Consider the following 20,902-nt stretch of genomic DNA (forward strand, 5'->3'; position numbering starts at 1 on the left):
GGCTTGTCAACGGGTGCGAAGCGGCCGCTAGGCCTTACCAACGCGCTTTTTGAGAGACTTTCTGATCTTGCGTAACCGATCCCGAAGAGATCGTCGATTTACCTTGATCGAAGATGCAACCACTTTCGTCAGCGGTTGTTCCAGTTGCTCGCGCAGTAGATTTACCTGCTCTGTCTTCAGGTCCAGCGCGGCGGTCAACGACGCGACGCGACGGTTCAACTCGCTGCATTCCCGGTCGTAATTGCCAACGATGAAGTTCAGCATCGGTGATGCTTCATCAAGCTCTTGCCGGACACGGGCAATTGTCGCCAGCGCTGTGGGTGCATTCGGGTCGTGTTTCAGCAACCGCAGTGCCTCGTAGACATCGCTGGTCCATCCGTGGGTCAGATCGTTGTGAATGACATCTTCGGGCGTGCGGGTGTGGTTGCGCAGGGAGGTGCTTAGAAATTCATCAATTTCCGGGACAACTGTCTGCAGATCGTTTGGATAGGAAAGTTGCGAATGTTCTGCCGCCATCGTCAGGGTTGTGACCGGGTCCGAGATACAGTCTTCATATGCAATAAAGGCGCGCTGCATCCCATCCGTGTCAGACACCGCATCCAACATATATCTCAGCCAAAGCAGACAAGCATTGGTTTCCGAAAGCGCGTTGCGCTTGACCAAAGACGCGATGACCTCCAGCGGGTTGCGAACCGTTATCACGGCGGTCATCGGAACCTGATTTTCCAACGCTGCGCGGTAATGAGGCACCAGCCTGCAAATCCTGGGTTCTTTCAGAACGACAGGTTGACCCGCAGGAAACTCATCGGCGAGCAGTGCCCTGATATCCTGCTCGAAATTCTGACGGTCTTCCGCGCTGACCGTTTTCAGCTTGCCAGGGCTCCAGTCCGCCCATGTCAGGTCAGCACCGTTCAGATAACGGTCGTTCAATCTGGCGACGGGTTGGCTTTCCCAATGTCCGCGTCTGTTCGATGCATTTCCTTTGATCAGCGTTTTCGGCAATGCATACCCCAAGAGGTTGAGCACCCTGGTCACAGAGGAACTGCCGCTGCGATGCATACCTAGAACCAGTACAATATGTGAAGGAAGCGGTGCGTCGGTCATTCTGAGTAAACTCGCTTGAGATTCTGAGCTTCGTTGGGGTGGATGCGTCGGCCCGACAGGGTTACCTTGATACCTGAATTGAGGAAATAGGGTGCCATGCTTGGTTATTTTGCCGTCCGGGACTGCTTCCGAATTTTGGTCGGTACTGATCTGAGCACATCGGCCTCGAAAATACCGGCTGACCTTAATCATCAAAGGTAAACCAAATCAAGCGGTGGATGATGTTGCGGCGCTGGCCGTATCACAACGTGATTTGATCCTGTTGCTTTGGTTGCTTTTGCCTCTGGGCCTACAGATAACGCAGACGTAGAACAGTTGTGAAACCGTCCTGCCATCGCCTTCAGCAAAAAGTGGGGTTCTTTTGAAAAGTTCATCAACGCGGTTGCCAAACCTTCTTTTAGTCGGTGTTCAAAAGTCAGGCTCGACCTGGATGCATGAAGTGCTGTCTTCGTCACGGCATATATTCGGGTCCGCCAAGAAAGAGGTGAATTTCTGGGGGCGGGCCGACTGCGCTTCGCGGCTTGATGAATACCGCGCGCATTTTCCCGTCCGCGAAAAGCCCGGTGCCGCATATTATCTTGAAAGCACGCCACATTATTTTCAGGCACCCAATGTCTTTGTGGATATTGCCAGTCAGATAAAAGGTGCAGTCCCGGATGTGCGTCCAGTGGTTATTCTACGCAATCCAATTGATCGCTACCGGTCGGCCTTCACGCATCACATTCACAAGGGTCGGCTGGACTACACACCCGAAATCGATCTGATGACAGATGACCACATTATGCTGTCAATTGGTTTGTACGGACGTATCCTAAGTCATTGGAAAACGGTGTTTCCTGACATAATAGTTTGCCGCTATGATGATCTGAAAGATAACCCGGCTGCCGCGATCAGGCATCTTTTTTCCAAGCTGAAGATCCCGTGTGACATCTCGCTCGACACGCTGTCGGATCCGATTCACACCAGTGCGCACAAAGTCAAAAAGTCCGGCTGGCCCGCGCCACCGCGTCTTACACCCGGGCTGCACAACAGGCTTGTGGATTTTTATCGCGAAGACATTCTGACCCTGCAAAGCCTTGTGCATTTTGACGTAACAAGTTGGCTAAAGACGGCCTAGAAATGGCGTCGTCCTTGAGAGATGTAGTACGCGTTTCTCAGAACCGTCAATAGTTTCAATCACACCTTCCTACCTGCCTTGCCGCCGAGTTGCTCGGCAAGCAGGTCAAAGACAAACCGGATGCGTCGTGCGGTGTGCAATTCGGAATGCGTGGCCAGCCAGATTGGAAAAGTGAAGGGGTCCCGATCAGGAAGTACGCGTTCAACTCCGGGCGTCATGGCGGCGACGTCGTCTGACATGACACTCACGCCCAGCCCCTGACGCACCAGTTCCCAGGACACAACACCGGTTTTTGACCCCATCTGAAAGTTCTTTTCGGTAACCGGAACCCCGGCCGGATTGAGGAAGCCGATCATTGTGCGCACTTCGCCGAACCCGACGAAGTCCAGCTTGGCAAGTTCTGCTTCGGTTTTGGGCCGACCCACCTGATCCAGGTAGGAAGGCGCTGCATAGAAATGCGCTGTCGCCTCGGCCACCAGTTTCGCGATCAGGTCCGGCTGCATTGGGCGTACATGTCGGATCGCAATGTCGGCCTCGCGTCGCTGTATGTCTCGCAGGTCATTTGCGGCGACCACATCGATCTGCAGCCGCGGCGCAAGTTTGCGTATCTGTTTGAGGATAGGCGGAAGCTGGTAGGCGGACATGACGTCCGACGCGGTAATCCTGACCTGACCTTCAATGGTTTTGGACTGGCTAGTTGCCGTTATCGAAATCCGGTTTGCGACATCGGCCATCTCTCGCACATGCACCAGCAATTCTTCACCGGCGCTGGTCAGGTTCAGCGTTTTGCCGACCCGTTCGAACAGGGTGACGCCAAGGGATTGCTCAAGCGCTGCAACCTGACGGCCCACGGTGGGTTGGGTTTGTTCAAGCACGCGCGCCGCCGCCGAGAAAGACCCCATTTCAGCCGTCGCCAGAAATGAGCGCACCTGGTTCCAATCGAAATTGATCGCCGTCCAGTTCATGCAATAATGCATAACACTTCTGCAATTCGAGGCAATTCCATATATCTGTGTTTAAGTTTAGCAGGCGCAAAACACCCTTTTACGAAAGAGACGCATTATGGCCGCACGAACCACAGATGCCGCATTCTGGAGCAGGATATCCCGCAAATACGCATCCGATCCAATTCGGAACATGGACGGGTATCTTAAGACGCTGGAACGCACGAAATCCTACCTGAAACCCGATGACACCGTGCTTGAGATCGGCTGCGGCACCGGGTCGACGGCGCTGTTGCTCGCCCCTCATGTCGCCCACATAACCGCCACGGATGTGGCACCGGGAATGATCGAGATCGCCGGGGAAAAGCTTGAACGCGAACGCTTGCAGAACGTCACATTCCAAGTGGCCGAGGTTCTTGATCATCCCTCGGACCATGCGACATATGACGCGGTCCTGGCGCACAACCTGCTTCACCTGCTGCCGGATCTGGACACGGCGCTGGAGCATATTTCGTCACTGATAAAACCCGGTGGTCTTTTCGTTTCCAAAACGGTCTGCGCGCCAAGTGGTGGCGGGTTCAAATACGCGATGATCCGACGCGTCGCGATCCCGTTGATGCAGGCCGTCGGAAAAGCGCCGTTTGTAGAGTTCTTGCCAGCGGCGACCCTTGAACAAAAGATGGCCGCCGCGGGGTTTGAGGTAATCGAGACCGCAGATCAATTCGGAACGTTGCCAAGCCGCTACATTGTCGCGCGAAAGCGCTGATTGCGTTGCGGCTTTCAACCACAAGGCAAAAGCGACTGGGTGGGCGACGGTGCTGTTCTGTTAGGGATGTGTTAAGCCCATCAAATCAAATCTGCATCTCTAGCCTTGCGCCCGGAAACTGTGACAGAACCGCGTCGATCATGTTTTCGGGAAGCGCGCACAATGCCGTCGATAATCCGTCGGCCATCGCCGCACTGGGCGCGGACACCGAAATGGCGCGGTGAACCAAACCTTCGCCCGTTGGGTTCAGGATATGCCCGTGCCCCCCGGACAGCGCCATTGTCGAAGGGGCCGAGGTTGCGACGGCGCGGTCCTGCAGACCGATTTGGCGGTGCACACTCCCTTCCGGGCCCGCCAGCCCAACTTGCCATGGGCGGCCATCGCCGCGTTGCCCCTCGGCGCGGATTTCGCCCATGTTGACCAGAACATCCCGTAGACCGAATGATTTCAGAAGGTTGGCCACGCGATCCGTAACCTCTCCTTGCGCCACGCCGTTTAATGTCAGCGCGGAAAGACCGGGGGAAGGCAAGTGTATCTCTGTCGCATTGACCGAGACCTTGTGCCAGCCAATCGCGCGCCAAGCAGCCTCGCGCGTGGATGCGTCTGCGTTGTTGGCCAAGGCCACCCACAGCGGTTGAACGGTGGGGTCAAATGCGCCGTCGGACGCAGTGTGCAGGGCCGTACACAAGCCGAGCAATTGCAGCATCTCGGGCGATGGGGCCGACAGGCGCCCGTCCTTGTTCAGACGGCTCAGTTCCGCCTCGGGGCGGTACAGGCTGAAGATATTTTCAAGCCGGGCGACTTCGGCGGTGACAGCGGCGAAGATGGGGGCGGCGTCGGCCTTGTCCAGCCCGTTCAGGCGCATACTGGCCTGCGCCCCCATTGCGATGCCGCGCCATTCGGCGAAACGATCGGTCGCAGCCTTTGCCGGAAACGCGGCGCAAGCGGCTGAGATGGTCAGAAAGCGGCGACGGGTCAGGGTAGTCATGCGGGTGTCTCCAGCGCGAGGTCCAGATCGACAGGCCCCAGAACTTCGGTGTCAGGAATGTCGGACAGCGGGAGCGCAGTGCCGCCATATTCTGCAATAAAGCCCTGGGCAGCGGCGGGATCGCCAAAGGGCACCACTTCGCGCGCGCCCATGCCGCCAGCGACGTTGGCCCCGACCACAAAGCTGGCACCCTCGGCGTCGATCCAGTTGGAAATTCCGGGTTGCCGCCAGCTGGGGGCGACGCTCATGTCGCTGACATAGACGGCGGTGATTCTGGCGTCCCGTTCCGGGCTTTTGAGATAGGCCACCATGTCGCGTACCTGGGCAAAGAACAGCGGTGTGGGGTAGCCTTCCAGATGGATCTGCCCCTTGGGGCCGCCATGTTCGGCGATGTTCATCTGGCAGAAAAAGCTCAGCGCGTCCGGGGTCAGATCGACCGGGTCGGAGGCCTCGGCCACCTCTTCCTTGCAGGCGGTCAGGGCGATCAGGGCGATCAGGGCAAGGCGTTTCATGGCTCAACCCTCCGGAAGGCAAGGCGGGCGAGGGCGAAGGCGATCACCGGCCAGATCAGCAAGGATGCGGGTGCGGCCCAGACGGGCAAGGCCTGCGCGGCCCCGGTCATGCCAGATGCCATGGCGACGCCCTCGGTCGCGGCGATGTTCCACAGTCGGAAAGCGTCGGCCGGGTTGGCTACCATCACCCAGGGAAAGACGGATTGGGTGAAGCTGCCGCCCTTGTCCATGACGACGGCCCCCAACAGGCCCAGATCATAGAGGACGACAAAGACCAGCCAAAGCCCGGCCGACAGACCCGCCGCCGCCGTGGCCCCCTTCGCCAGGGCGGACAGCAGGTATCCCAGCGCCAGAAAGACAGCGCCCAGAAGGATGGAAGTAAGGATCAGGCGCACCAGCGCCATCAGGCTTTCCGGCCCCGCACCGCCAAAGAAGGCTGCCACCGCGCCTGCGGTGCCGAAACCGATGGTCATGGCAAAGGCCAGCGCCGCCAGATGGGCGGAGAATTTGCCCAACAGGATTTCTCCGCGGCCCGCCGGGTAGGACAGCAGCAGCGACAGGCTGCCCCGGTCCACGTCTCCGGCGATGGCGTCGAAGGAAATCATCAGCGCCAGCAAGGGGGCCAGATACACCGACAGTGTGGTCATCGATGCGACCGAGACTGTCAGCATGTCGACGCCCAGCGTGCCGGTTGGGGCGCTGCCCGCGAAGGTCAAGGCCAGTGCAAACAGCACCATGATCAGCGTGGCGACCAGCAGCCAGCGGTTGCGGCGCAGGATCAGCATCTCGGTGCGGGTGATGGCGAGGAAGCGGGTCATTGCAAATCCTCCTGTGCGTAATGGCGATAGAGGTCTTCCAGCTTGGGCGGAGTCATCTCGACATCCGCCACCGCATCACCCAGACCGGCGATCCGGCGCAGGGCTTTCATCTTGTCGTCGGGGGTGCAGAGCAGTTCGACCGACGCGCCATTTATCCGGTTGCCGCCCAGTTCGGCGGCCAAGGCGTCTGGGTTCGCGCTGGCGCGCACCTTCAGGCGGATCGGCAGACCGGCCAGCGCCGACAGGTTGTTCAGTGTGTCGTCGGCCACCATCCGGCCCTTGCGCATGATCGCTATGCGGTCGGTTCGGGCCTCGACCTCGGTCAGTGCGTGGGACGCGATCAGGACGGCGGTGCCCTGTGCGGCCAACTCGTCGATAATGGCATAGAGGTCCTGTCGCGAAATCGGATCAAGGCCGGAGGTCGGCTCATCCAGCAGCGCCACTTTCGGCTGGCCCAGCAGAACCTGCGCCAGACCCAGACGTTGGCGCATTCCTTTGGAATAGGTGCCGATCCGGCGATCCAGTGCATCGCTGAGGCCAACCCGCTCCAACAGGCCGGGTACATCCGCCTTCGCGCCTGAAAGCTGCGCGAACAGTGTCAGTTGCTCGCGTCCCGTCAGCGCCGGGTGGAATGACACTGCCTCGGGCAGATAGGCCGTCTCGCGCCGCGCCTGAGCACTGCCAGGGGTGGCGTCCCCGATCCGAATTGCTCCGCCATGGATCGGCGTCAGGCCGAGGATGGATTTGATCAGGGTCGACTTGCCCGCGCCGTTATGGCCCAGCAGCGCAACGCGCTGACCGGCGGCAAGAGACAGGGTGATGTCGTCAAGAACGCGGGTCTTGCCACGGTCCTTGCAGACTTGGTCAATCGTCAGGGCCTTATCCGTCATGAGGCACCTTTTTCATAGCTGGGGGTTCAGGGGCTTGCATCAAAGGGTTGCTGTCCATCACACCGCCCGGCAGCAGCGCCGGGAAGGCTGATTGCGACCAGCGCACCAGCTGCACGGCGGGCGAGCCGAGCAGCAATTTGGCTGCGGGTTGGGTCCACAGCACATGGTCCATTGAATCGTTGGGGCGATACGGGGCATCGGCCACGCCGTTGCCATCCACATCATAGGCGGCGAAATCGGACCAATAGTTTCCACGCCCGTCTTCTGACCACTCGACCCATTTGGTCGAGACATATTTCACCTGCGTCCGGTTCCCGACAAAGGCATTGCCGACGATCCGGTTGCGTTCACTGCCGGCGGTAAAGTGGATGCCGATGCCGCAGCCCTGGAACCAGTTATCGGTGAAATCGTTCTTGTTCGAATTATACAGGAAGGTGCACTTCTCTTTCGCACCTTTCACAACATTGCCGGTGATGACGCTCTTGTTGGCATAGTTCAGCATCACGCCATGTTCGCGGTCGTCAATCGAGACGTTGTCGGTGACTTTGACGTTCGATGTGAACATCACCGCATAGCCCAGATCGTTGCCGATCGAGACATTGTTGCTGACCTCGGAATTGTCGGCATACATATAATGCACGGCAAAGCGCAGATCGCGGAACAGGTTGCCGGTGAACAAGTTCATCTTCGAAGAATTCACGAAAATCCCATCGCGGCCAAACTGAATGTCATTGTCGGCGACAACGGCACCCGGTGCGTTCCAGACATAGACCCCATTGCCGCGCGCGTTCATGTGGCGGTCCTGCCGCCCCTCGATCCGGTTGCGGCGCACGATGCTGTCCTTGGCCCCATGGATGTCGATGCCATAAAGATTGCCCAGCAGCACATTGTCCTCGACCACCGGCGCGTGGGCCGTTTTGGTCAGCTGGATGCCGCTGTCGATCCCGTCATGGTCCGAGCCAGAGCCGATCACCGTCAGCCCCCGCAGGGTCACGCCCGGTCCGGTCACGGTGATGACGCTGCCCTCATCCTGTCCGTCAATGGTGGCCAAGCCCTGCCCGTCGATTGTGACGGGCCGGTCCAGAACAAGCGTCTCGGTGTATACACCGGGGCTCAGGCGGAGGGTGTCCCCATCCGCCGCCTGCGCCAGTATTTCGTTGATGGCCCCCGCCCGGTTGGGCACATCCCAGTCCGCCGCCCAAAGGGGCGAGCCGAGCAGGAGCGGTATGAGCAGGGACCAACGCATGATTACGCGCTCCGCGGCTCAACGAACATCCGGCCGCGCATTTCCATGTGCAGCGCGTGGCAGAACCACTGGCAATAGAACCAGTGCACGCCCGGGCGGTCGGCAATGAACGTGACCGAGGCGGTGGCCTGCGGCGCAACCTCCATCGCGATGCCGAAGTTCGACAGGCAGAAGCCGTGGGTCACATCGTCCACATCATCCAGGTTGGTGACATAGACCGTCACTTCATCGCCCTGCTTGACGGTGAACTTCTCAAGGCTGAACACCGGCGCGGTCGAGGTCATGTAGACCCGCACCTTGTTGCCATCCCGGATCGGCTCCTCGGCGCCTTCATCCAGATCGACACCATCGGCGGCGGCCTGCTGGCGTGCCTCTTCCCACATCGGGTCGTTGCGATCCCAGACATTGACCGGGTTAACCTTGGACCGGTGCACAAGGATCGAATCGTGCGGCTCGGCGAAGGTCGGGCCGTCATGGACCACCTTCATCTTGTCGCCCGAGATGTCGATCAACTGCTCGTTTTCGGGCTTCAGCGGACCCACGTTCAGGAAGCGGTCTTTCGAGAACTTGTTCATCGAAATCAGCCACTTGCCGTCGGCTTCCGCAGTCTCACCCATCGAGGTCGAGTTGTGGCCCGGCTGATACTGCACGTCCACCTTGTCGAGGATCGGATCAACGTCGGCACCACCAAAGGCTTCAATCGCTTTGGCGATGTCCCATTTCACCACCTGGCTGTCCAGGAACAGGGTGGTATAGGCATTGCCCTTGCCGTCAAACGCGGTGTGAAGCGGGCCAAGACCCAGCTGCGGTTCGGCCACGATGGCCGAGCGCGGATCGGCGTTGTCGGCAAACAGCGCGTCGACTTTTTCCACATCGATCACGGATACCGTCGGCGACAGCTTACCATTGATCATGATGTGTTTTTTGTCGGGTGCTGCGTTCACACCGTGCGGCGAGTTGGGGATCGGGATATAGCGGGTCAGGTTGCCACCTGCCTCCTTGCGCCCGTCCACGACCTTGACACCGTTCAGCTCCTGATAGTTGCCCGCAGCAATCGCCTCTTCGATGCCTTTGAGGTTGAACACGACCACATGGTCCAGCTCATTCTCGGTCATCTCGGCCAGGTTCATACCCATTTCCGAGTTATACGAGGTCGAGAACGCATATTTGCCCTGATAGTCGCAGTCGGTGTTGTCGAGGTTGCCCGACACCATCACCTGCCATGCGACTTCCATCGTGTCACCGTCAATGGCGGTAAAGATGTTCACATATTGCGACGGATCGTCGAGGATCTGACCGTCATTCACCAGCGGTGCTTCGTGTTCGCCATTGGCGAAGACATAACCAGTGCGCGGGAATTTCTGCGGACGCAGGCCGTGGATGTCATGCGCGTTCGGGATCTCGATGATCTTGTCGCATTTCATCACGTCACAGCGCACACGGGCTACGCGGGTGTTGGCCTTGTCGTTCATGAACAGATAGCGGCCGTCATAGGTGCCATCGGTGAACGACATATGCGGGTGGTGCAGGTCGCCATTGTCATAGGTGACCTTGCCGTTTGCGGCCAGAAACTCCTTGGTTTCGGGCAGCAGACCTTCGGTCAGAACCTTCAGCGATTCATTGGTCTGACCCCAGCCGGTGGCCGAGCAGCGGTTGAACACCGGCACCCGCATCAGCTCGCGCATCGAGGGCACACCCAGAATGCGCAGCTCACCGGTCTGACCCGAGGACCAGAAGCCGTAATATTCGTCCAGCTCACCCGGCTCAAGATGCGCATTCGCGGCGGCACTCGCCTCGCGCGCGGTCATCAGGGTCGAGCCCAGCCCGGTCCCGGCAATCACGGCACCGGTTGCGGTTGCGCCCAGCATCCCGCGGCGTGTGATGTTCAGTTTCTTGTCATGTTCCGACATGATCGTCCCTCCTTTTAGGAAACGGTTTGCGGTTTGGCGTTCGGATGGTTCGCCGGTGGTTGTCCGAGTGGGGTCTTCATCTGGACCGACCCTGTCTTGGCCCGCCGTTTCAGCTGGCGGATAACGACGGGACATTTGTCCTCGGACTGATAGAGCACCTGACAATGCAGGCAGGTGACGCACTCGTTCGGATTGATCTCACCTGTGGGGTGGATCGCCTGAACGGGGCATTCATTGGCGCAGGTTTGACAGGGGCTGCCGCAATCGGGATAGCGGCGCAGCCAGTCGAACATGCGGATACGGGCGGGGATCGCCAGCGCCCCGCCCAGCGGGCAGAGGTAGCGGCAGTAGAACCGTTCGATGAACAGCCCGATCCCCAGCAGCAGCAGCGCAAAGACGACAAAGGGCCAGTCGCGCATGAATTTCAGGATGATCGCGGTCTTGAACGGCTCGATCTCGGCATATTTCTCGGCCAGCGGGATCGAGACAAAGCTGAGGCCGAAAAGACCAAGGAAGATCATGTATTTCGCAGGCCACAGGCGTTCGTTCAGGCCCCAGGGCAGGGTCCATTGCGGCACCTTCAGCGCACGTGCGCTCTTGTTGGTCAGTTCCTGCAACGCGCCGAACGGGCAGAGCCAGCCGCAATAAGCACCCCGGCCCCAGAACAACAGCGCGGCGGCGACGGCGAACCATTGGATAAAGACCAGCGGATCCAGCAGGAAGGCATCCCAGCTGAACCCGGTGCGCAGGCTGCCTGCCAGCGCCATCAGGTTGACCACGCTCAGCTGTGCATTGGCGTACCAGCCGATGAAGAACAGGGTCATAGTCAGGTATCCGATGCGGAACCAGTAGAAGACCCGTGCATTCATGGTCGCGTGGAACTGGAAGAAGAAGGTGGCCGTCAGCACCAGCAGCATGACGCCCAGAACCGCGATTTCGACCGTGCGGTCCTTCCAGATACGCTGCCACAGGGCGGCTTTGGCGGCAGCCTCGCCGGTGGCGTCATCGACCACGACAGGGGTGGCGACCGGCAGCAGATACTGTTCCGGCAGTTTGTAGCCCAGATCGAAGGTCAGAAAGGTCTTTTCAACCGCGCCTACGGCGCGCTGGACCAGCAGTTGCAGGCGGAAGGGTTCAGCCGGGTCAAATTCGGCATCCGCAGGGATTTTGAAGATGTCGAGTTCAGTAAAGCTGGGTGCATCTGGCGCGGCCACTTCACCCAACCGGCGCTGCTGGCGGTCGAAGAACCGCACCGAACTGTCGCCCTGGATCAGTTGAATCCGGTCGAAAATCCCGCCCCGAACATAGCCCGAGCCTTTGAAACTGTACGCTCCGCGCCCCAGCACCAGAATGGCCTGTTCGCCTTCGTCCAGCCAGTTCACAAGGTTCTGGTATTCGGCCTCACCCAGCAGCGATTTGCCGATGGACGGGACCGAGACCAACGCCATGTGCATGTCGATGAAAGTGTCATCCGGTTCGCCCGGTTCGGGGCGTTTGATGGCGCGCTGATCGCCCGTGGCCTCAAACGCCGCGTTGACTTGCCCGATATCCAGCGTCAGCCGCCGAACCGAGCCGTCGCCGGACAGCGTGGTCCAGTCGTAAACCGCATCCTGCGCCATATCGACTTCGCGCTTCGGCCCATCGGCCAGCACGGGGGACAATCCACCCAGACCCAACGCACGGGCCACTTTGATCCCGCCGCGCACAAGGCTGTCGTCGATCACCATGATCGTGACGGTCGCGCCCGAGATGATGTCGAGGTCATGCCCCTCACCCCCGGTCTCGGCCTCAACCTTGAGGTCCAGACCGGCATAGCCTTCGGTCAGCTCAACCATGCGCGAATTTGGGATGCCGATCAGAACGATGGGTTCCGAGTGTTTGACAAGTTTCACACCGGTCAGAACCGCGTCAGTGTCGATGGCGGCGACCACGTGGATGGGCTTGCCGGAATAGCCGGTTGTGCCCACGAAATCGGATGTCAGGAAAGCCCAGGCAACGGTCTCACCGCCCTTCAGAACCGGGGCAACGGGCACGTCATCGCGGACCGGGCCAAAGGCATCGGCACCGGGAACCAGATCGGCAGGCGTGACATCGGGCAGGAAACTGGCAAGGCTGTCGGCATGGGCGCTGATCGCCATCAGGCAGGACAGGGAAAAGGCCAGCAGGGCATGGATTGCGCGACTTACGACCACGGCGCACCTCCGGTAACTTGGGTGAACGCCATGGGCGCGCGCAGGGCGCGTTCAGTTGTGTCTTGGGGCGCCAACGGGGGGCCGCGGGTTTCGGGCCACAATCGTTTCACATCGTATACAAAGACCTGATCGGGGTTTTCGCAGCGCGCGGTTTGAACAATCCCGAACCGTGTCACGGCAGGCAGTTCGGGCACAGGAGCCCCCGAGGTGACGGCGCACAGGGCGCAGTCAGCGCATTTCGGGCAGGGCGCGGTCGGGTCATCGGTTTCTTCAAGATCCACCTCAACCCAAACCGCGCCGCCCTCCGAGCAGATTTCGATCCATGTGCTGTCCCCGGCGCTCGCCAGCGCCGGGCCAAGCATTTGCAAAAGCAACAGGAAAATGCCCACCACACCGCACGCCGCACGGGACACGCGATCAAGAAAGGTATGCGGGGGGCGGCAGATGAGCATTGAGAATCCAACTCGGCGTTCGTTCCCAAAACCTATGAGATTCTCTCAGGCCGACACTTGACTTAGGTCAGGTGTCTGAAAAATTCTGACCTACCCATCCGCCTCATCCATCAACCCGCGCACCCAGCGCCCGGCCAGCCAACTTGCCGGAATACCAAGCGGAATCGACCACAGGATCGCCGGTACCGGTTCGATTGCGCTGAAGCCCGCGCTGTGCAGGATCAGGCCCAACAGAAACAGGTTGATGGCCACGGTCAGCAACGTGGCCGGGTAAAGCAGAATGGCCAGTTTCCAGACCGGCCATCGCCCTTCAGTGGCTGGTGCCTTCCGAGAAGGTGATTTTGTTCCAGACATTGTATTTCCCAGACGGTTTGCGCATCGGCAGGCGGCGAACCTCTTCCAGCGTCTGCGCGTCATAAACGATCACCGCGCCGTCATCTTCCCAGATCGACACCAGCGCATGACTGCCATCTTTGGTGAACTCCACATGGGCCACGGTCTTGCCGGGGGCGGGGCGCAGAGTCCTTACGATCTCAAGGCTTTGCTTGTCGATCACATGCATCGCGTCCTTGTTGGGGCCAAAGAACACATCGGCCCAGACATAAGGCGAATTCTCATGGCTACGCATGAAGAAACCCGGCCCTTCGGTCTTGATCCGTTTAACAGTTTCCCAGCTTTCCATATCGATCACCGACACGGTGCCATCGGTCAGATGCGGTGTTGCCATCACGGTCGTATCACCATGTTTCCACGTGATGCCCGAGCCCAGATGCGGCATCCCCGGCAGGTCCAAATCTGCCACCTTGTGCCCGATAACCAGATCAATCACCTGCCCGCCCTTGCCGTCGCGGGATGCGCCCATCACGTATTCATAGCTCTGGTCGAAAAAGAAATCGTCCAGATAGTCGAGCGTGGTGATCTTGCGCACCGGGAAGGGGTCGGGGTTCTTGAACTGACCTTCGATGCGAAAGTCATGACCCAAACCGAATTGCGGCGGATTGGCCCCGTAAAAGACCTCCCAAATCTCGGGCACGTCCTTCAGGGCCAGCACAAAGCTTTCGCGCGGAGGTGCCTGATACACGGCCGAGACGCGGCTGGGCTGGCCCTTCTTGCTTTTGACCTCGATGACCTTGGCGACCGAGAGGTCTTCGGTCGACAGCAGGGTCAGGCTGTTTGGCAGGTAATTCGCCACCGCCACCCATTTGCCATCCCCCGACATGGCGATGTTGCGGCTGTTCAGGCCCGCACGCACGCGGCCCACCTGATGCAGCGCCCAGATGTCGTATTTCTGCACCCAGCCATCGCGGGACATGATGAACACAAAACGCCCATCGGGGCTGAATTTCGGCCCGCCATGCACGGCAAACGGGGTCTCGAACCGGTCCAAAACCTCGAACGTATCGCCGTCCAATACGCTGACGTGATGATCCCCGGTCTCGACCGCCAGAGTGATGTTCATCGGGTCGCTGTCCCAGACGGGCGCATCCACCGGCGCATAATCCTCGTCCAGAGACCGGCTGGCCATGATGTCGGCCTCGCCCCATTCCGGGTCGGTCTCCAGCGGAGATTTCAACCAGCCCGCCAGTTCCTCAATCTGCAAGGCGTCCAACTCATGCGAGAACCCCGGCATCTGCGTGGCCGCGCGCCCTTCGGCGATCACCGCCGCTACCCGTGGGCCCCGCATCCGCTTCAACGTTTCAGGGATCAGCGCAGGCCCAACCCCGCCCAGCCTGTTTTCCCCATGGCACGAGGCACAATGTTCCGCATAATCCGCAGGCGCATCAGCCCAGGCCGCGCCCACGCTCAGGATCGAACACAAAACCCCGATCTTCATCTTTTCAAAAATACTCCCGCCGGAGGCTCCTGCACGCACCACCCGCGCAGGGGCCGGGCGAGCAGAGAAAACGGTATCAAAAGAACTGATGTGCCGGATCATGACGTTTCCCCCGGAACGGTGTGACCTGCAGACGTTCACCTGCATCATCCACACCGATTTCTTGATTTGACAGATAGCAGGCCGGATCTTCGGCCCAGGGATCGCCGGTCAGTTGCAGGGCGCGGATACGGGTGTTGCCGCCGCAGACATCCTTCAACTGACACGCCCCACACCGCCCTTTCAGCGGGCGCGGGCGGGTGCGCAGCATCGCCAGCATCGGATCGTCGCTGGTCCAAAGTTCGGAAAATGGCTGGGTCTTCACATTGCCGACCGTGTAATCGGACCAGTAGGTATCGGGATGCACCCGCCCCAGATTGTCGATATTGGCCACACCCAACCCGCTGGAATTCCCACCCCAGGCGGCCAGATGTTCGCGCACATGGGCGGCCTTGGCGTCATCGAAATGCGCCCGAACCCAGTTCAGGAAATACCCAGCATCGGCGTCGTTATTGCCGGTCACGATGTCCAGCGGACGCCCGCCCGAGGCCGCCTCCCAAGCACGCTCCAGCAACAGGTCCAGCCCTTTGCGGGTGCGCAGATGTTCCGCATCCTCGCCCCGGTTCTTGTCACCGCGCCCGGCATAGACCAGATGGGACAGATAGAACTTGTCCACACCTTCGTCATCGCACAGCTGCAGCAGATCGGGAAGGTGATGCTGCGTGCCCTCGGTCAGACAGAACCGCAGCCCCACCTTGATGCCGCGTTTCTTGCATTCGCGCACGCCGCGCAGGGCGTCGGCAAAGGCACCTTCGACCCCGCGAAACCAGTCATTCGTGGCCCCGATCCCGTCCAGCGAAATACCGACATAGCTGAAGCCCACATCGGCGATCATATCTGCGGTTTCGTCGTAAATCCGTGTGCCGTTGGTTGACAGCGCCAGCATCGGTACCAACTCGCGCGCGCGTCTGGCGATGTCAAAGAAATCGAACCGGTCCAGCGGTTCTCCACCCGACAGGATCAGGGCCGGAACGCGAAACTGACCCAGATCCTCAAGCGTGACCATGGCTTGCTCATGGCTCAGCTCGCCCGGAAAGGCCACATCCGCCGAGACGGTGTAGCAATGGCGGCATTTCAGATTACAGCGCCGCGTCAGGTTCCAGATCACCACCGGTTTCACCGGTCCGGGGCGGCGTTTGCGCACCGGGGTCGGTTTGACCAGCTGGTGCATGTATTCGGTCAGGCGGAACATGTCTCAGCCTTTCTTTTTCAGGCGCAGTCCGGTTTTTTTCAGGATGCGCGTGGAATAGAGTATGTCTTTGGCCCGGCAGGCATCACCCAGAATCGCGGCGATCTGCGCGCGCTTTTCCTCGACCTCGTCCCGGTCGACGCCGTGGACCATGGCAAACAGGTTATAAGGCCAGCCCGGCAGGGCGCGCGGGCGTTCGTAGCAATGGGTGACAAAGGGCAACGCGCCGATATGAGCGCCCAGTTCAGCGATGCAGCCGTCGTCAACATCCCAAACAGTCATGCCGTTCGATGTCATCCCCAGCTTGTAGTGGTTCGGAGCGGCAGCGATACGGCGGATTACGCCGCGCGATTTCATGTCGGCAAGGCGGGCCAACAAGGCGTTCTCGTCGATGCCAAGATCTGCCGCGACCTGCGCATATGGCGCGGACACAAGAGGCAGACCGCCTTGCAGCGCCTCGATAATCTCTCTGTCTGATGCGTCAATCATGCCGCCACCCGGAAGCCGATGAAGAATTCCTGCAATTTGGGGAAGCGGAGCACTTCGATCCCCGTTTCCCGTTCAATCGCATCGGCGACGGCTCCGATCCCCTCGGGCGTTTCGGTGGCCAGCACGAACCACATGTTCAGCCGGTGCGTGCGTTCATAATTATGCGCCACCTCAGGATGCGCATTGACTTTGGTCAGGACGGTTTCGAAATCCTTGGGCGGGACGGCCATGGCGCACAGGCAGAACGCGCCACCCATGGCAGCCGCGTCGAAGAAGGGGCCAAAGCGGGTGATGATGCGGTCTTCTTTCATCCGCGACAGGCGGGCCAGAAGATCGCTTTCTGCAATCCCCAACTCGTCGGCGACGGCGGCATAGGGGTGCGAGGTCAACGGCAGGTCGTCCTGCATCCGGTTCAGGATCGCGCGGTCTGTTTCGTCCAGCGTCATGCGGCGGCCTCTTTCGGTTGGATCAATGCGCCGGTCTGTTTGAAGCAGCGGGTCGAGAACAGCACTTTGCGTTGCGCACCAAATAGTTCCGGCAGGGCGGCGGCCCCTGCCAAGACCTCCATTGCTTCTGGGCGCGAGCGCGCGTGGATCATGGAATAGAGGCGATAGGGCCAGACATCCTCGACCGGGTTACGCTCATAACACAGCGTGACACCGGGATGCGCTGCCAGCGCCGGGCCTGCGGTGCTGACCTGCTCGGCCGGCATATCCCAAACCACCATCGCATTGGCGGACCATCCCAGCGCCCGATGCCGCACGATGACCCCAAGGCGCGAGATAATTCCGGCGCCGTGCAGGGCCTCAATCCGGGCCATCACCTCGCCCATATCGCGGTTCAGGGTCCGGGCCAGCGCGGCGTAAGGTTCAGCGACCAGCGACAGGCCAGAGCTAAGCGCCTGCAACAAGGGGCGGTCCCCGTCGCGCATGGCCGCGCGATCCACTTTTCGCGGGCCGGGAACATTGCGGGTTTTGCCGGACATGCGGAACCCAAGATCGACGTTGAATGGCCGCACCAGACGCAGGTCCAGAACCCGCAATCCGGTTTGGTTGCTGATCCGGGCCAGCGTGTCGTTGACATGCGCTCGGTCCGGGCCGGTGGCCACGAACCACAGGTTCCAGTCATCCTCGCGCTGGTAATTGTGGTTCACGCCGGGTTCCGCGTCGATCAGGGCGGCGATGTCTTCCAGACGTTCCTCGGGCGCGGCCACGGCGGCCAGGGTGCTGGCCGAAACCGCGCCCGGCGCAATGGTTGCGCCAACCCGCGTGATGCGCCCGGTCTTGCGCATCCGCGCCAGACGGTCGAGCACTTCGGCCTCGTCGAGCCCCAGAGCGTCGGCCAGAACCTGAAACGGGCGTTCGGTGATGGGAAAATCGCGCTGGAAATCGTCCAGCAGGCGGCAATCAATCGGATCGGTGATATGTTGCATCGCTTACAGCCCCGTTCTGTGCGCGCGGGCGGTGAAGAAGATGCCGGATGGACTGTCGGCCTCGATTTCCCGCAGTTTTTCAAACGTTTGCGTGTCATAGACCATGACCTTGCCCGCATCGCGCACGCTAAGCCAGACTTCGTGCCCGCGCGGTGTGAACTCCATATGCAGCACCGCCGGGCCGGGTTTGAATTCGTGGACGATCTCTTTGGTCACGGAATCGATCACCTGAATTGTGTCGTTCAGCGGGTGGGCGAAGTTCACCCAAACCTGCCGCCCGTCAGGCCGCGCCATGGCAAAGACCGGCTGGCCGTGGGTTTTGGTGCGCCCGGTTTCGGTCAGGGTGTCGGCGTCGATCCACAGAACCTCGTGATGGCCGACCGCAGGCAAAGCGAACTCGCGCCCGGTCAGGGCCCAGCCTTCCAGATGGGGCATTTTGTAAACCGGCATTTCCTCTTGCCCGCGCCCATAATCGGGCAGCACGCGAATTGGCTCGGGGCTATCGGCCCACAGATCCAGCGCGGTCAGGCCGTCCTCGCCAAACAGGCCGGTGATATAGGTGCGGCCATTGGCGGTGATCAGCGCGTCATAGGGGTTCTTGCCCATCTCGGGGATTTTGGTGATCGCGGGGTTGCCCTTGGCAAAATCGGCAATCCAGGTTTCGCCCGTGTCCCACATGGTGAACACGAACCGGCGGCCCGGCGCATCGACCAGACCGATGGTTTTGCCGCCCGTGGGAATGTCGGCGACCATCTCAAGCGTCTCGGCATCGAACACGCGCACGCCGCCGGGTTCATAATTCGACACGGCGACCAGCTTACCATCGTCCGAGATCGCGCCGCCAATGGCATTTCCGGCCTGCACGACACGGTTTGCAATCTGGCGAGTGACGATATCGACTTTGGTCAATCCGCCGTCGCGCCCGAACACATAGGCAAACCGTTCATCGGGCGAATAAACCAGAGAGGCATGGGACAGATCGCCCAGCCCTTCGATCCGCGCCAGCGCCGCGCGGTCGGACTGATCCACCAACAGGACCGAGCCTTTGGCGCGTTCGATCACCAACCCTAGATCTCCGGTTGCGGTGGGTTCCGCCTGCGCGGTGGTCATCATGAGGGTGGCGGCGAGGGTCAGGATCAAATGTCTCATTATTCCTCCTGTTCCAGCAGATAGCGGGCGATCCATTCGGCCTCTTCTTCGCTGATCAGGGGCCGCCAGGGGGGCATCGCAGTGTCGGGGATGCCGTCGAGGATCACACCGGTCAGGACCTCAGGGTCGTAGTGGTCCAGCGTTTCCGAACGCAGATCCGGGCCAAGGCCGCCCTTTAGCGACAGCCCGTGGCAGGAACCGCAATCCTGATGGACAAGGCGTTTCAGAGCGTTCGGGTCGAGCGTGTCAGCAGCGAATGCTGTCGTGGCCACAAGCACGACAGATGTAAGTAGAACTGAAGGCAGCGACCGGCCGCGGGTGGGCGAGAAGCGCCCGCCCGGGGGGGCGGTCGGGCGCTGCCCGGCGGCGCCACCGGGCGCAACGTTTCTGCGTCCAAACTTAGCCATGGGCCTGCTCCAACAACTCCGCCACAGGCCGTTCCGCATAGAGCGAAACCACCTTGCCGATGATGAACAGCGTGGGGGCTTGCAGCCCGGCCTCGCGCACATCTGCGGCCAGCCGATCCAGCCGGGATACAAGACGGCGTTCATCGGGCAGGGTCGCTTTGCCAACGGCCAGAACAGGGGTTGATCCGGGCAGATTCTCGGTCATCAGCCCCATGGCGATCTGGCCGATATTGGCCACGCCCATATAGACAACCAGCGTTGTCTCGGGGTCGGCCAGACGTTTCCAATCCAGATCCAGCACCTTGTCGGCCTGCCGGTGCCCGGTGACATATTGCACCGAGGTCGCCAGCCCGCGATGGGTTAGCGGCACACCGGTGGAACACGACGCCCCCTGTGCTGCCGTGATGCCGGGCGCGTATTCCACCGCGATGCCATGGGCCATCAGATAGGCGGCCTCTTCCGAGCCGCGCCCGAAGATCATCGGGTCGCCGCCTTTCAGCCGTGCAACCGTGTGGCCCGCGCGGGCTTCGTGAACCAGGATTTCATTGATACGGTCCTGCGGCACCGTATGGCATTTGGGCGCTTTGCCGACCGGGATCAGCTGCGCACCAAAAGCGTGCAAATCGAGGATATCGGCCGAGACCAGACGGTCATAAACCACCACATCTGCCTCTTGCAGCATCCGCAGCGCACGCAGGGTCATCAGTTCGGGGTCGCCGGGGCCTGCGCCAATCAGAAAAACCTTACCGCTCATGTGCAAACTCGCTTGGTCTGAATGTCTTCGGAACCCAGGTTTTCCTGCGCGATCTGGTGACGTTGCTGGGTCAGCCGGGCGTGTCATGCGCCAAGACTGCCGCAACCAAAAAAGAACCTCCTTGACTAAAGTTAAGGAGCGCGGGATTTGCGCCCGCGCTCCTTTCTCTTGCCTGTAGTCCTGCCTTAGGGTTCGACGGTGATCATTCCGATCATGTTCTGCGTCTCCCAATGCGGGCCGCACAGATAGTCCCGCGGACCGGGGGTTAAGAAGGTCAGATCAACCGATTCCTCAGGGAACAAACGATCGCTTTCAGGCGCGCTGCCGTCTTTGAGCAACACGGAATGGCTGGTCCTTTTGTCCACATTCACCCAGCGCACCGTTGTGCCTGCCTTGACCGTCAACTCGACCGGGCAGAACGTGTATTTATACATCAGCACCACCTCGGCATCCTCGACAGCGGAAGAGGGCTGACCGAACAGCTCGACATAGCGGTCTTCGGCCTCGGCACACAGTTCGGCAGTGTCATCGGCCCAGGCGGGCGCAGCCAAAAGCAGCAGCGCGGGAAGAAGGTGTTGGGGTTTCATCGTCCAAATCTCCTCTTCTAAGC

22 protein-coding genes are annotated in these 20,902 nt (G+C 60.4%); 2 read left to right on the top strand and 20 right to left on the bottom strand.

Annotation, left to right across the window (positions count from 1 at the left end; genetic code table 11):
- Positions 1 to 27: 27 nt before the first annotated feature.
- The gene (locus ACR0E6_RS13700) at positions 28 to 1,296 is read right to left on the bottom strand and encodes a sulfotransferase family protein (RefSeq protein WP_480584308.1); all 1,269 of its coding nucleotides are present in this window, start codon (positions 1,294 to 1,296) and stop codon (positions 28 to 30) included.
- 190 nt (positions 1,297 to 1,486) lie between these two features.
- Between ACR0E6_RS13700 and ACR0E6_RS13705 the strand changes: the two genes are divergently transcribed.
- A complete protein-coding gene (locus tag ACR0E6_RS13705) occupies positions 1,487 to 2,221 on the top strand; it encodes a sulfotransferase family protein (protein ID WP_480584494.1) in 735 nt (244 codons plus the stop codon).
- Between the two features lie 59 nt (positions 2,222 to 2,280).
- Here the strand turns inward: ACR0E6_RS13705 and ACR0E6_RS13710 are convergent, their stop codons facing one another.
- Positions 2,281 to 3,198 (bottom strand): LysR family transcriptional regulator, encoded by a 918-nt coding sequence (locus tag ACR0E6_RS13710; RefSeq protein WP_480584310.1) that lies wholly within the window; start codon positions 3,196 to 3,198, stop codon positions 2,281 to 2,283.
- Positions 3,199 to 3,283: 85 nt separating this feature from the next.
- On the opposite strand from ACR0E6_RS13710, the gene ACR0E6_RS13715 reads away from it, so the two are divergent.
- Positions 3,284 to 3,931: a class I SAM-dependent methyltransferase gene (locus tag ACR0E6_RS13715; protein ID WP_480584312.1), complete on the top strand. Its 648-nt coding sequence runs from the start codon at positions 3,284 to 3,286 to the stop codon at positions 3,929 to 3,931.
- Positions 3,932 to 4,016: 85 nt separating this feature from the next.
- On the opposite strand, the gene ACR0E6_RS13720 is transcribed toward ACR0E6_RS13715, so the two are convergent.
- From ACR0E6_RS13720 to ACR0E6_RS13805, 18 genes are all read right to left on the bottom strand, one after another.
- Entirely contained in the window at positions 4,017 to 4,919 is a 903-nt protein-coding gene (locus ACR0E6_RS13720) for an FAD:protein FMN transferase (protein WP_480584314.1), read from the bottom strand.
- Positions 4,916 to 5,431, bottom strand: coding sequence for a nitrous oxide reductase accessory protein NosL (locus ACR0E6_RS13725; protein ID WP_480584316.1), 516 nt, complete (start codon positions 5,429 to 5,431; stop codon positions 4,916 to 4,918). The genes ACR0E6_RS13720 and ACR0E6_RS13725 overlap by 4 nt, the downstream gene beginning before the upstream one ends.
- Positions 5,428 to 6,249 carry an ABC transporter permease gene (locus ACR0E6_RS13730; protein WP_480584318.1) on the bottom strand — a complete coding sequence of 274 codons (822 nt, stop codon included), beginning with the start codon at positions 6,247 to 6,249 and terminating at the stop codon, positions 5,428 to 5,430. Before ACR0E6_RS13730 ends, ACR0E6_RS13725 begins: the two co-directional genes overlap by 4 nt.
- A complete protein-coding gene (locus ACR0E6_RS13735; protein ID WP_480584320.1) occupies positions 6,246 to 7,139 on the bottom strand; it encodes an ABC transporter ATP-binding protein in 894 nt (297 codons plus the stop codon). The genes ACR0E6_RS13730 and ACR0E6_RS13735 overlap by 4 nt, the downstream gene beginning before the upstream one ends.
- Positions 7,129 to 8,385: a nitrous oxide reductase family maturation protein NosD gene (locus ACR0E6_RS13740; protein WP_480584322.1), complete on the bottom strand. Its 1,257-nt coding sequence runs from the start codon at positions 8,383 to 8,385 to the stop codon at positions 7,129 to 7,131. Before ACR0E6_RS13740 ends, ACR0E6_RS13735 begins: the two co-directional genes overlap by 11 nt.
- Positions 8,386 to 8,387: 2 nt before the next feature.
- Positions 8,388 to 10,295, bottom strand: a complete 1,908-nt coding sequence (gene nosZ, locus ACR0E6_RS13745) for a TAT-dependent nitrous-oxide reductase (RefSeq protein ID WP_480584324.1) — start codon at positions 10,293 to 10,295, stop codon at positions 8,388 to 8,390.
- 14 nt (positions 10,296 to 10,309) lie between these two features.
- On the bottom strand, positions 10,310 to 12,433 hold the full coding sequence (locus ACR0E6_RS13750; protein WP_480584496.1) for a 4Fe-4S binding protein: 2,124 nt from the start codon (positions 12,431 to 12,433) through the stop codon (positions 10,310 to 10,312).
- Between the two features lie 44 nt (positions 12,434 to 12,477).
- Positions 12,478 to 12,939 carry a DUF2946 family protein gene (locus ACR0E6_RS13755; RefSeq protein ID WP_480584326.1) on the bottom strand — a complete coding sequence of 154 codons (462 nt, stop codon included), beginning with the start codon at positions 12,937 to 12,939 and terminating at the stop codon, positions 12,478 to 12,480.
- Positions 12,940 to 13,029: 90 nt separating this feature from the next.
- A complete protein-coding gene (locus ACR0E6_RS13760; protein ID WP_480584328.1) occupies positions 13,030 to 13,293 on the bottom strand; it encodes a hypothetical protein in 264 nt (87 codons plus the stop codon).
- Positions 13,250 to 14,773: a cytochrome D1 domain-containing protein gene (locus ACR0E6_RS13765; protein ID WP_480584330.1), complete on the bottom strand. Its 1,524-nt coding sequence runs from the start codon at positions 14,771 to 14,773 to the stop codon at positions 13,250 to 13,252. The genes ACR0E6_RS13760 and ACR0E6_RS13765 overlap by 44 nt, the downstream gene beginning before the upstream one ends.
- Positions 14,774 to 14,849: 76 nt before the next feature.
- Positions 14,850 to 16,064 (bottom strand): heme d1 biosynthesis radical SAM protein NirJ, encoded by a 1,215-nt coding sequence (gene nirJ, locus ACR0E6_RS13770; RefSeq protein ID WP_480584332.1) that lies wholly within the window; start codon positions 16,062 to 16,064, stop codon positions 14,850 to 14,852.
- A gap of 3 nt (positions 16,065 to 16,067) precedes the next feature.
- Entirely contained in the window at positions 16,068 to 16,550 is a 483-nt protein-coding gene (gene ahbB, locus ACR0E6_RS13775) for a siroheme decarboxylase subunit beta (RefSeq protein ID WP_480584334.1), read from the bottom strand.
- The gene (locus tag ACR0E6_RS13780) at positions 16,547 to 16,996 is read right to left on the bottom strand and encodes an Lrp/AsnC family transcriptional regulator (RefSeq protein ID WP_170622473.1); all 450 of its coding nucleotides are present in this window, start codon (positions 16,994 to 16,996) and stop codon (positions 16,547 to 16,549) included. The genes ahbB (ACR0E6_RS13775) and ACR0E6_RS13780 overlap by 4 nt, the downstream gene beginning before the upstream one ends.
- Complete coding sequence (gene ahbB / locus ACR0E6_RS13785; protein ID WP_170622472.1) at positions 16,993 to 17,982, bottom strand: siroheme decarboxylase subunit beta; 990 nt, start codon at positions 17,980 to 17,982, stop codon at positions 16,993 to 16,995. Before ahbB (ACR0E6_RS13785) ends, ACR0E6_RS13780 begins: the two co-directional genes overlap by 4 nt.
- 3 nt (positions 17,983 to 17,985) lie before the next feature.
- The gene (locus tag ACR0E6_RS13790) at positions 17,986 to 19,131 is read right to left on the bottom strand and encodes a cytochrome D1 domain-containing protein (RefSeq protein WP_480584337.1); all 1,146 of its coding nucleotides are present in this window, start codon (positions 19,129 to 19,131) and stop codon (positions 17,986 to 17,988) included.
- Positions 19,131 to 19,409 carry a c-type cytochrome gene (locus ACR0E6_RS13795; protein WP_480584498.1) on the bottom strand — a complete coding sequence of 93 codons (279 nt, stop codon included), beginning with the start codon at positions 19,407 to 19,409 and terminating at the stop codon, positions 19,131 to 19,133. The genes ACR0E6_RS13790 and ACR0E6_RS13795 overlap by 1 nt, the downstream gene beginning before the upstream one ends.
- Before the next feature lie 121 nt (positions 19,410 to 19,530).
- Complete coding sequence (gene cobA, locus ACR0E6_RS13800; protein ID WP_480584339.1) at positions 19,531 to 20,292, bottom strand: uroporphyrinogen-III C-methyltransferase; 762 nt, start codon at positions 20,290 to 20,292, stop codon at positions 19,531 to 19,533.
- 185 nt (positions 20,293 to 20,477) lie between these two features.
- Positions 20,478 to 20,879: a plastocyanin/azurin family copper-binding protein gene (locus ACR0E6_RS13805; protein WP_170622469.1), complete on the bottom strand. Its 402-nt coding sequence runs from the start codon at positions 20,877 to 20,879 to the stop codon at positions 20,478 to 20,480.
- Positions 20,880 to 20,902 lie beyond the last annotated feature (23 nt).

It is taken from the genome of Ruegeria sp. AP12 (genome assembly GCF_056540025.1).